The organism is Mesorhizobium sp. USDA 3734, from assembly GCF_056279665.1.
Window position 1 is genome coordinate 2,645,555 of sequence record NZ_JBWCCW010000001.1, and the last position, 11,961, is coordinate 2,657,515.

General features: G+C 63.8%; 9 protein-coding genes. 7 read left to right on the plus strand and 2 right to left on the minus strand.

Annotated features, from left to right (window positions below; translation table 11 throughout):
* Window positions 1-108 precede the first annotated feature (108 nt).
* Entirely contained in the window at window positions 109-1,233 is a 1,125-nt protein-coding gene (locus ACZ89F_RS12655) for a DUF2336 domain-containing protein (RefSeq protein ID WP_476092205.1), read from the plus strand.
* Here ACZ89F_RS12655 and ACZ89F_RS12660 read toward each other — a convergent pair.
* Entirely contained in the window at window positions 1,230-3,296 is a 2,067-nt protein-coding gene (locus ACZ89F_RS12660; RefSeq protein WP_476092206.1) for an FUSC family protein, read from the minus strand. The two genes, ACZ89F_RS12655 and ACZ89F_RS12660, sit on opposite strands and share 4 nt — an antisense overlap.
* A gap of 45 nt (window positions 3,297-3,341) precedes the next feature.
* Window positions 3,342-5,396, minus strand: coding sequence for a DNA topoisomerase IV subunit B (gene parE / locus ACZ89F_RS12665; RefSeq protein ID WP_476092207.1), 2,055 nt, complete (start codon window positions 5,394-5,396; stop codon window positions 3,342-3,344).
* Window positions 5,397-5,633: 237 nt separating this feature from the next.
* Between parE and cpaB the strand changes: the two genes are divergently transcribed.
* From cpaB to ACZ89F_RS12695, 6 genes are read left to right on the plus strand one after another with little or no spacing between them, the layout of a single operon-like run.
* The gene (cpaB, locus tag ACZ89F_RS12670; protein WP_476092208.1) at window positions 5,634-6,560 is read left to right on the plus strand and encodes a Flp pilus assembly protein CpaB; all 927 of its coding nucleotides are present in this window, start codon (window positions 5,634-5,636) and stop codon (window positions 6,558-6,560) included.
* 59 nt (window positions 6,561-6,619) lie between these two features.
* Complete coding sequence (locus tag ACZ89F_RS12675) at window positions 6,620-8,038, plus strand: type II and III secretion system protein family protein (protein ID WP_476097274.1); 1,419 nt, start codon at window positions 6,620-6,622, stop codon at window positions 8,036-8,038.
* A gap of 4 nt (window positions 8,039-8,042) precedes the next feature.
* Entirely contained in the window at window positions 8,043-8,312 is a 270-nt protein-coding gene (locus ACZ89F_RS12680) for a hypothetical protein (protein ID WP_476092209.1), read from the plus strand.
* 44 nt (window positions 8,313-8,356) lie between these two features.
* Complete coding sequence (locus ACZ89F_RS12685; protein WP_476092210.1) at window positions 8,357-9,571, plus strand: CpaE/TadZ family protein; 1,215 nt, start codon at window positions 8,357-8,359, stop codon at window positions 9,569-9,571.
* Window positions 9,568-10,989, plus strand: a complete 1,422-nt coding sequence (locus ACZ89F_RS12690) for a CpaF family protein (protein ID WP_476092211.1) — start codon at window positions 9,568-9,570, stop codon at window positions 10,987-10,989. The genes ACZ89F_RS12685 and ACZ89F_RS12690 overlap by 4 nt, the downstream gene beginning before the upstream one ends.
* Window positions 10,990-10,994: 5 nt before the next feature.
* Window positions 10,995-11,960 carry a type II secretion system F family protein gene (locus tag ACZ89F_RS12695; protein WP_476092212.1) on the plus strand — a complete coding sequence of 322 codons (966 nt, stop codon included), beginning with the start codon at window positions 10,995-10,997 and terminating at the stop codon, window positions 11,958-11,960.
* The last annotated feature ends 1 nt before the right edge of the window (window position 11,961 follow it).

Here is an 11,961-nt window from a genome sequence, read left to right on the forward strand (position 1 = left end):
ACGCTCGCAAGCCAGTTAATGAACATGGTGAACCGTTCGTAAACCATTTCTGCCTACGGTCCTGACCGGGGCCGGAAACATTCTGGCAAGGGGCGTAAGCAGGCGGACATGGTTGTTGTTTCGCATTTCCTGAAATGGATCTACACGGCCAGGGTGTCGGAGCGCGCCGCCGCGGCCAGCGCGTTGGCCCGAGCCTATGTCAATTCCGACCTGCCATTCGAGGACCGTTGCGCCGCCGAGGCGGCGCTGACGCTGTTGCTCGACGATGCCTCGTCGAAGGTGCGTCTGGCGATGGCCGAGGCGTTGTCCATGAGCCACCACGCGCCGTTGCAGATCATCAGCGTGCTGGCCTCCGACCAGCCGGAAGTCGCCGGCGTGGTGCTGGCGCGCTCGCCGCTGCTTACCGACGCCGATCTCATCAACCGCGTGGCCTCAAGTCCGGAGGCGACGCAAAAATTGATCGCCGACCGGCCGCTCGTCTCGATGGCGGTGTCGGCGGCCATCGCCGAGATCGGCGAGGCGGAGGCCTGCGCCGTGCTGCTCGCCAACAGCGGCGCCGACATCGCTTCGCTCAGCTTCCGCCGCATGGCCGAACGTCACGGCCATGCGCCTTTGGTGCGCGAGGCGCTGATATCGGATGCCCGCCTGCCGGCCGACTGCCGGCATATGCTGCTCGTCAAGCTCGGAGAGATGCTGAAAACGTCGCCGCTGGTGATGGCATTGATGGGCGCGGCGCGAGCCGACCGCGTCATGCGCGACGCCTGCGTCAAGGCCTCGGTGACGCTGATCGAGGGCACGCGCCAAGAAGAACATGCTGCACTGATCGAGCATCTCAGGCTGCGTGGCGATCTCACCGCGAGCTTCCTCATCCGCACCATCGCGCATGGCAAGGTCGATTTCTTCGGCTCGGCACTGGTCGCGCTCAGCCAGCAGTCCGAACAACGGGTGAGGGCGCTGCTGGCCGGCGGGCACGATGTCGCCTTGCAGGCGTTGTTCCGCAGCGCCGGCCTCGCCGCCGCCACGCATGCCATCATCCTGCGCGCGCTGAAGATCTGGCGCGAGGTCGCCAACGGCAAGCGCGTCGCCGGTGTGCAGGAGGTCAGCTGGCTGATGCTCAAGGAAGTGGGCGGGCAATCCGCCGAAGGCGATCTCGCCGCCTTGGTCAAGTCGATCCATCTCGATGCGCTGCGCGAGAACGCGCGGGGCCACGCGCTGGCGATCGCTGCCGCTTAACCTTTATCCCTTGCGAAGAAATCCGGAAAATCCTCCATCGCCGCGGCGATGATTCGCAGGGATGCTGCGATCTGCAGCATCTCACCAGAACCGTCTCTTTGGGCGATGCCAGCCGCATATTGGCGGGCGACGGCGACGGTCGAGGTCTGGGGATCCCCGGGGGCGCGGAAGAGCAGTTCGCGCGCCAGCCCCCTCAGGAAGTTGGCAATCGAAAGCGCGGTCTCGGATGGGATGGCATGGCCTTGGCTTGCGCCGCGCAGCCGCAGGATCTCCAGGCCGACGGTGACGGCGGCGACGCCGCCGCCCAGAACCGCATCGCCCTTCCTGCCGCCGTTCTGCACCAGCGGCATCAGCTGGTTGATGCGGTCATAAGCGAGGCTCTCGAAGGCCGAGCGCCTCGGCACGCGCTCATGCAGGCAAAGCCGCGCCAGATCCTCGCGCATGGCCCGCACGATGCGGTTGGCCGCCAGCCATGGATCGGCGGGCAGCACGACGATGAAGACGCCGATCGCCAGCAGGATGCCGACCAGGATCGACGCCGAACCGGCGAAGAAAGGGCCGGGATCGTAGATCATCGCCTGATGCGGGCTGAGGAAGGCGAGGAAGTTGATGGCGAAGGCCGTCGCCACGCCGACATAGCGCGGATTGGCCATGGCCAGCGCCGTCGGCACCAGGATAGGCACGACAAACAGCATGAACCAGCCGAAGCCGGGCAAAGCGGGCAGCGCGACCTGGCCGACGAGAAAGGCAAAGGGCAGCGCCAGCAGCGTTCCCTTGAAGAAGCCCCAGGCCACCTGCACGGGGTCGGGGCGAGCGGCAAACAGGCTCGATACAACGGCAACGAGAATGACCGTGCCGGCCGCTTCCGACCATTTCGTGGTCAGCCAGAAGGCCGCGACCAGCAGCGTGGCAAGGGCAGCGCGGACAGCATTGCGCGATGCTCCGGGGTAATCGCGATGTACCACCAGCGCAGGCTGCCTGCTGCCCCGGACCGGGCGCGTGGCAGGCGCGCGCAAGGCGTCGAGGCCGCGCAGCACTTGCTTCAGCGCCTCGGCGAAATCGGCGGCGATGGTGAGCCGGGTGATGGTGCCGACCCTGTCGTCGCCCTGGTCGGTCGAGGCATCGGGCATCTGCCTGGCCTTGGCCGAGATGGTGTCGAGCCGCGCCACCCAGGGTGCGGTGTCATCCAGCGCGCCTGACTTGGTCGCCAGTTCGCTGACAAGGGTCTGCAACTCTAAGCGCACCGGAATGAGTGCGGCGTTCTTCGGGGCGGCGTGCGAATGCAGCGCGCGTGCCGCCGAGAGCGCCGAGAGCAGCTGTCCTATGGTGCGCCGGACCGGATGGGCGCGGGGCGCGAAGCTCGGCGCCTCGAGCCTGGCATAGGCACGCATCTCGCCGAGCGTCTGGGTATCAGTGACCAGCTTTCGGTGCAGGCCGGAGAGCGTTGCGGGATCGCCGCCGGAGAACGCACCGCCGGCATAGGTGGCAAGATCGAGAATACAGCGTTTCAGGCGCGAGATGATGGCGTCGCTGGCCAGTTTCGGCAGGATCAGCCGGCTGGTCAGGCCGGCACAGACAATACCGAGCACGATCTCGGCACAGCGCGCGATCGCGAGGTCGACGACGAGGTGCGGCTGTCCGAAGGCAGGCAGGCCGATGATCATCGCGGTGTAGCCGGCAAGGGCGGCACCATAGGCTTCGGGATTGCGCAGCAGCGACGAGACGAAGGTGCAGATGCCGATCCAGACGGCAAGCACCGTCACCAGCACCCAGGGGCCGGTGCCGAAAACCGTGGTGATGCCGATTGCCGCAACGCCGCCGACCAGCGTGCCGAGCAGCCGGTAGAAACCCTTCGCCAGCACCATGCCGGCAACCGGTTGGGCGACGATGAACACCGTCATCATGGCCCATTGCGGGTGGTCGAGCTTCAGCGCATAGGCGGCCAGCAGCGCGATCAGGCCGGCTGAAACGGTGCGCAGCGCGAAAATCCAGTCCGAGCGCGTCGGTTGCGTGAGTCCGGCCAAACTGGTTTCGAAATAGCCTTTCAGCCGCGCCCTGATCACATGCTCGTCTCCGCAACTGGAGCCTTGTTATGGACCGGCTGGCGGCTAGATATCCAGCACTTCCGCCGCGGCGAATTCGGCGCGTTCCTGGATGAAGCGGAAGCGCGCCTCCGGCTTGGTGCCCATCAACGCATCGACGGCGTCCTTGGTCGCCGCCTCGGCGTCGATCACATCGATCCTGAGCAGCGTGCGCTTCCTCGGATCCATGGTGGTTTCCTTCAGCTGCGCGGCCATCATCTCGCCCAGACCCTTGAAGCGGCCAAGCTCGACCTTGCCGCGCCCGGTGAACTCGGTGCGCAGGAGTTCGTCCTTGTGCGCGTCGTCGCGGGCATAGGCGACCTTGCCGCCTTGCCTGATCGAATAAAGCGGTGGCACCGCAAGATAGAGATGGCCGCCACGCACCAGTGCCGGCATCTCCTGGTAGAAGAAGGTGATCAGCAGCGAGGCAATGTGGGCACCGTCGACGTCGGCGTCGGTCATGATGATCACGCGGTCGTAGCGCAAATCCTCGTCGCGGTATTTCGACCGCGTGCCGCATCCGAGCGCCTGGATCAGGTCCGAGATCTGCTGGTTGCCGGCAAGCTTGTCGTTGCCGGCGCTGGCGACGTTAAGGATTTTTCCGCGCAGCGGCAGGACGGCCTGGCTGGCTCGGTCGCGCGCTTGCTTGGCCGAGCCGCCGGCCGAGTCACCTTCAACGATGAACAGTTCAGCGCCGGCCGCGGCATTCTGCGTGCAGTCTGCGAGTTTGCCCGGAAGGCGCAATTTGCGCACTGCGCTCTTGCGCGACACCTCTTTTTCCTGGCGTCGGCGCACCCGTTCGTCGGCGCGTGCGATCACCCATTCGAGCAGCTTCGAGGCTTCCTGTGGATTGTCGGCCAGCCAATGGTCGAACGGATCGCGGATCGCGGTCTCGACGATGCGGATTGCCTCGATCGTCGCCAGCCTGTCCTTGGTCTGGCCAACGAATTCCGGCTCGCGGATGAAGACCGACAGCATGCCCGCCGCCGAGATCATGACGTCTTCCGAGGTGACGATCGAGGCGCGCTTGTTGCCGACGAGATCGGCATAGGCGCGCAGGCCGCGCGTCAGCACGTTGCGGAAGCCAGCCTCGTGGGTGCCGCCTTCGCCGGTCGGGATGGTGTTGCAGTAGGAATTGATGAAGCCGTCGCCGCCGAACCAGGTCACCGCCCATTCGAGCGAGCCATGGCCGCCTTGTTTCTCGCTCTTGCCGGCGAAAATCTCGCGCGTCACCTGGAAGTCGTCGCCGAGCGACGCCTTGAGATAGTCCTTCAGGCCGCCGGGAAAATGGAATTCAGCCTTGGCCGGTGTTTGATCCTTTTCCTTGATCAGTGACGGATCGCAGGTCCAGCGGATTTCGACGCCGCCGAACAGATAGGCTTTCGAACGCGTCATGCGGTAGAGCCGCGCCGGTTCGAATGCCGCGCCCTTGCCGAAAATCTGCTCGTCGGGGTGGAAGCGGATTTTTGTTCCGCGCCGGTTGTGGACCTCGCCCAATTGTTCCAGGCCGGTCACGGGAACGCCGCGCGAGAATTTTTGCCGATAGAGCTGGCGGCCACGCGCGACCTCGACCTCGAGATGGTCCGACAGCGCGTTGACCACGGACACACCGACGCCATGCAGGCCGCCCGATGTCTCGTAGACCTTGGAGTCGAACTTGCCGCCCGAATGCAGCGTCGTCATGATCACTTCGAGCGCCGGCTTCTTGAACTTCGGATGCGGATCGACCGGAATGCCGCGGCCATTGTCGGTGACGGCGAGATAGCCGTCGGCCGAGAGTTCGACATCGATGAAGGTGGCATGACCGGCCACCGCTTCGTCCATCGAATTGTCGATGACCTCGGCGAACAGATGGTGCATCGCCTTGTCGTCGGTGCCGCCGATATACATGCCTGGCCGGCGGCGCACCGGCTCCAGCCCTTCCAGCACCTCGATGTCGGCGGCGCTATAGCCTTCGCTGCCATCCTTGGTCGCGGCAGGACGCTTGGTGGCCTGAACCAGCGGATCCGCCGGCCGCGCCGGCGTGCGAACCGGCTGCGGCTGCTTGTCCATATTGCCGAAGAGATCGTTGTTGTCGTCCATGCCTGCCATAGGGTCCGATGCTGCGAATCACCTCGCGATACTGCCACGCTTTTCAGCGCCAAGCGACCGAGGTTCCTGTTCCGTTCGGGGATCTGGTCCCTCTTAACCCAAAACCATTCGATAACCAAGCCGGTGGAAATAGATCTAATACCACCGCGCAAAATTCCTGATTCTTTAACAATGCCGCCTAGGGTGAGCCCAACAAAACAAGAAACTGCGGGCATCAGGGGTTTCGGCGTGAGGGGCAAGGCCATATCGATGATCGGCATCGCCGCCGTTTTTGGCGCGATCTCGATCTTTGCCGCGGATTTCTGGGTCAAGAGCCAGGCCAAGGCCGATTCCGAAGAGAAGACGGCGTCGATCCCGGCACCTGTCGTGCCCAGGGTAGAGTTCAAGACCATCGTGGTGGCGAATGCGCCGCTGCGTTACGGCATGGAACTCGACCGTGCGCAGCTTAGCGAAATTCCGTGGTCGGAAGAGTCCGTGCCGCAGGGCGCCTTCACCACCATCAATGCGTTGCTCGCCGACGGCAGCCGCGTGGTGCTGTCGCCGATCGAAGTCAACGAACCGGTGCTGCTGACCAAGCTGTCCGGGCCAAATGGCCGCGCGACGCTCTCCAACATGATGACGCCCGGAATGCGGGCGGTGACTATCCGCACCGACGAGATCGCCGGGGTTGGCGGCTTCGTCACGCCGGGTGACCGGGTTGATGTCGTGCTGACACGCGATGCCGGCGAAATCCAGGAAGTGGCCAAGAACGCTCAGGGCGCTGCCGGTTCCACCATCACCTCCGAGATCGTTGTCGCCGATGCCAAGGTGCTGAGCGTCGGGCAGGGCGCCGACGAGCGTCAGACGACGCCGCAGATTTCCAATTCCGTGACCATCGAGGTGACCACCGACGGCGCGCAGAAAGTGGCGCTTGCCCGCACCGTCGGCACCTTGTCCTTGTCGCTTCGGTCCTCCAGCGAAGGCGGCGACGGCAAGAACGGTGTCACCACCATCTCTTCCTTCGGTGGATCGGTCGCCTCGAATGTGCAGGCCGCGGCCGGCTCATTGTTCGATGCCGTCACCAAGGAGCCGGAGAAACCGAAGTTCAAGACGGTCATCGTAACGCGCGGCACAAAGGCCGAGGAATACCAGGTTCCTTCGCGGGACCAGAAATAGAAGCCAGTGGGGACTGGGTGAGGGACGGGACAATGTTTGGGCTGATCACATATTCGGTCATGGGACGGTTGCGCGTTTTGCGCACTGTGGCTGTCGCCGCTTCGCTGGCTGCCGCCGCGACGCTGGCCTTCGGCACCTCCGCCAGGGCCGACAACGACATCGTCTATGTGTCGTCGACCAAGAATGCGTCGATCAAGGTTGCCAAGGGCAAGCCGAAGACGATCATGACCAGTGCCGCCTTCTACCAGATCGTCATCGGCGATCCGGAGATCGCCAACGTCAATCCGCTGACCGACAAATCCTTCTACGTGCTCGGCAACAATCTCGGCACCACCGGCATTGCGCTGTTCGACGAGAAGAAGCAGCTTGTCGGCACCGTCGACATCGAGGTGACGCTCGACACCGACCAATTGGCCAGCACCATTCGCGCCAGCGTGCCGGATGCCAGGATCAAGGTCGGCTCGGCCAATGGCCGTGTCGTGCTGTCGGGTGAGGCGGATGACGCCGTCGCCGCGGAAAAGGCAAACAAGATCGCGACGCGCTTTTCCGGCACCGAAGAGGTGATCAACTCGGTCAACATCTCGTCGTCGCAGCAGGTCCAGCTCAACGTCCGCTTTGTCGAGATCAACCGTCAGGCGGGCCAGGATCTGGGCGCCAAGTACGCCGCCAATTTCGCCTACGGCATCGGCGGACGCGATGTGACAATCGCTCCGGGTTCGGTGCCGACCGCCGGCACCGGCGAGATCATCGGCCGGCTTTTGTCGAACGGCGTGTCGATCGATATTGCCATCAAGGCGCTGGAAGAGCGCGGCCTGGCGCGACGGCTGGCCGAGCCGAACCTGATCGCCCGGTCCGGCCAGACGGCGAGCTTCCTCGCCGGCGGCGAGTTCCCGATCCCGGTCTCCGAGGACAACGGCAAGATCTCGGTCAGCTACAAGAAATACGGCGTCAGCCTGGATTTCACGCCGACCGTCCTGAAGGACGGGCTGGTCAGCCTGGACATCGCGCCGGAAGTCTCCTCGATCGACGCGTCGGCTTCCTACAATATCGGCACTATCTCGGTTCCCGGCTTCATTGTGCGCCGTGCCAGGACGTCGGTCGACCTGAAGAACGGCCAGAGCTTCATGATCGCCGGATTGCTGCAGTCGCAAAACGACATCACCACGTCGCGCATTCCCGGTCTCGGCAAGATGCCGGTGCTTGGGGCGCTGTTTTCCTCGAAATCCTATCAGCGGCGCGAGACCGACCTGGTCATCATCGTCACCCCCTATCTGGTCAAGCCGGTCGATCCGTCGAAGAAGCTCGTCGAGCCGACCGACGGCACGCAGCCGGCCAGCAACGCCGACTATTTTCTCAACAACACAGAGGAAGTGAAGACGTCCGACGCCAACCGCGCGCTGGCAATGGCCGACGGCAGCGTCGCGCAGCCGGCTGCCGTCACCACGGTAGGGCATTTCCTCGACCTGCCGAAGGACTGAAGTCATGCGCCTGGTCTTGAGATCGAGCATCGCCTTGCTGCTGGCAGGTTTTGCCGCCGGCTGCACCAGCGACGACTATGTGCGCAGCGAAGGGCCGACGATCGGCGCCGGCGAAGCGCAGGCCGCCAACACGGTCATGCAGATGGTCGATCCCTGGAAATACGGGGTCCAGAACACCAGGCTTCTGGTGCCCGCCCAGCGAGGCAGCGCGGCGGCCCTCACACCCGACCAGGCGGCCGATGCGAAGGCGTCGCAGTCCACCACGAGCAACTGATTCAACGGGCAACTGGTCAACGGGCGACCTGACAGGCTGACAGAATGGCAAACGGCATCAAGACCAGGAAGATCCTGCTCGTATCGACCGACAGGACCTTTGTGCAGGACACGCGGACCGCATTCGCCTCCTCCGAGATCATCCAGCTCGCGACAGTGGAGAAGAATGTCACGGAGCTGCGTGGCGAGATCCAGGAAGCCGACTTCGGCGCCATCATCGTCGACATGGATGCGGCAAGACTGGAGGAGGTCGAGTCGCTGCAGCGCGTCATGCGCCGGCTCGAGGACAAGGTGCCGGTTGTCGTCGTCACGCAGGAGTTCAACGCGGCCGCGGTGCGCATTCTGGTGCAGCTCAAGGTCGCGGATTTCCTGGTCAAGCCGATCACCACCGCCGATCTCGTGCGCTCCGTGGTGCGGGCGCTGCAAGGACCCGGGCGCGAGGAAAACACCGAGTCGCAGATCTACACCTTCATGCCGGCCGCGGGCGGCGTCGGCACCACGACGCTGGCGCTGCAAACCGCCTTCCAGCTGCATCATTCGGTAACGCGCGGTGCGTCGACCTGCGTGGTCGACCTCAATTTCCAGCAGGGCGCCTGTGCCGAATATCTCGACCTCGAACCGCGCTTCGACATCACCGAGATCGAGAACCAGCCCGAGCGCCTCGACCGCCAACTGCTCGACGTGATGCTGTCCAAGCACGCCAGCGGACTCTGTGTGCTGGCGGCGCCGACGCATCCCTCGGAAATGCGCTCGTTCAAGACCGATGTCGTGGTGCGCATGCTGGACCTCGTTTCGGCCTATTTCGACAATGTCGTCATCGACATGCCGCGTACCTGGTTTCCATGGACGGAGACGGTGCTGCTCGGTTCCAACAAGCTTTACATCGTCGCGGAAATGACGGTGCCGTGCCTGCGCCATACGCAGCGGCTGATCCAGGCGGTCTACGAGACCGCCGGCAAGGAGGTGAAGCCGAACGTCATCGTCAATCGCTTCGAACAGAAGATGTTCGACAACGGCATCAAGCAGGCGGACGTCCAGGAAATCCTCGGCGAGCACTTCGTCGGCGGTATCGCCAACAATTACAGGCTGGTGCGCGAGGCAGTCGATCGCGGTGTGCCGCTGCACGAGATCGACCCGAACGCCAATGTCATCAACGATCTGAAGAAGATCATCCTGCCGGAGGAAGCCGTCCCGACCCGGGCGAAATCACGCTCGCTGTTTGGCATGGGCCGTGGATTGCTGAAGAGGAAAGCCGGATGACCAGCCGCTTCTCCACCCTGCAGAACCGCGATGCGCGTCCGCAGCGCGCTGCCGAGCCAATGCCGGTCGCCCATCATGCCGTCGTCATTCCGACGAGCCGAAAGGCTTTGCCGGCAAAGCCGGAAGCAGCACCGGCAAAGAATGCCAACAAGGTGCTCGATGCGCGTGTGCGTATCCATCGGCTGCTGCTCGAAGAGATCAATCTTGTCGCACTGGAGCGTCTGCCCAAGGATGAGATGCGCCGGCAAGTGCATGATTTCGTGTCGGAAAAGACCAAGCAGGAGCGGATGGCGATCAACACCGTCGAGCTTGATGCGCTGGTCGACGACATCGTCGACGAGATGGTCGGTCTCGGTCCGCTCGAGCCGCTGCTCAAGGACCCCGACATCAACGACATCCTGATCAACGGCCACCTGAACTGCTTTGTCGAAAAGAAGGGCAAGCTGCAGCCGGTTCACATTCCGTTCAAGGACGAGGCGCATCTCTTGCGCATCGTCAACAAGATCGTTGCCGCGGTCGGTCGTCGCGTCGACGAATCGCAGCCGATGGTCGATGCGCGCATGCTGGACGGCTCGCGTTTCAACGCGGCCATTCGTCCGGTTGCGGTTGACGGGCCGCTGGTGTCGATCCGCAAATTCTCCAAGAACAAGCTTGGCCTGCACAAACTGGTCGAATTCGGTGCCATCACCCAGAACATGGCCGAAGTGCTGGCGGCGGCCGTGCATGCGCGCAAGACGACGATCATTTCGGGCGGCACCGGTACCGGCAAAACGACCATGCTGAACGCGCTGTCGGCCTTCATTCCGGAAGATGAGCGGCTGATCACCATCGAGGACGCGGCCGAGCTGCAATTGCAGCAGCCGCATGTCGCGCGCATGGAAACACGTCCGGCCAACATCGAAGGCCATGGCGAGCTGAAGCAGCGCGACCTGGTCAAGAACGCGCTGCGCATGCGCCCCGACCGCGTCATCCTCGGCGAGTGCCGCGGCGAGGAAGCCTTCGACATGCTGCAGGCGATGAACACCGGTCACGAAGGGTCGATGGCGACCATCCATGCCAACACGCCGCGCGATGCCATTTCCCGGCTTGAGCAGATGCTTGGCATGACCGGCATGCCGATGACGGTGCAGTCGATCCGCAGCCAGATCGCCAGCGCGCTCGACCTGATCGTCCAGCTGACGCGGCTGTCCGACGGCAAACGCAAGGTGACCAGCGTCGCCGAGGTGACCGGCATGGAAGGCGATGTCATCCAGATGCAGGAGATCTTCCGCTTCGTGCGCACCGGCATGGAGGCCGACGGCAAGATCCTCGGCTACTACGAGGCGACCGGCATCCGGCCGCGGTTCCTCGAGGATCTGCGCGCCATGGGCATCGAGTTCCCCGGACGATATTTCGAACCCGGCCGGCCGCAGGAGTAGCCCAAGTGTTCGACGGACTCAGCGCGATCTATGTCGTCTATGCCGCGGCTGCCCTGACCGGCATCCTGATCGCCGAGGCCTGCTATCTGCTTTATGCTGGCCGCAGCGACAAGCGCACCGCCATCAACCGGCGCATGAAGCTGCAGGAAAACAAGATCAGCCAGGAGCAGGTGCTCGTCCAACTGCGCAAGGAGCGGGGCCTTGACGCGGGTACGCCGCTGTTTTCGCCGGACCGCTTCCGTGCTCTGCGAACCCAGTCGGGCATGATCATGCCGCTGCCGAAATTCCTGATGATCACCTGCGGCGTGGCATTCGCCGCAGGTCTGGTCGCTATCTGGTATGGCTTGCCGCCGCTGATGGGGCTTGTGCTGTTTGTGATGCTTGTGCCGGTGCTGCCGGTGATGACGCTGCGTTTCAAGCGCAAGCGCCGGCTGAAGCGGTTCGGTATGCAACTGCCGGAGGCACTGGAACTGATCACGCGCGGCCTGAAGGCCGGCCATCCGGTGCCGGTGGCGATCGCCATGGTCGCGCGTGAGATGCCCGACCCGATCGGCACCGAGTTCGGCGTCATCGCCGACGAAGTGACCTACGGATCGGATCTGGTTTCGGCGTTGAACTCACTGTTCGACCGGGTCGGCCATGAGGACCTGCCGCTGTTCATAACCGCCGTTTCGATCCAGAGCAGTTCGGGGGGCAATCTGCGCGAAATCCTCGATGGCCTGGCGCTGACGATCCGCGAGCGCGGCAAGCTGCGCCGCAAGGTGCGCGCCATTTCGACCGAAGGCCGCATGTCGGCCTACATCCTGACGGCTATACCGGCGCTGCTATTTGCCGCCATCATGGCGCTGATGCCGGGATTCTACCGCGATGTGTGGGGCGAACCGAAGACCTGGTACCTGATTGGCGGCTCGATCACCTGGCTGATGCTGGGCAATCTGATGATGTTCAAGATGTCGAATTTCCGGTTCTGAC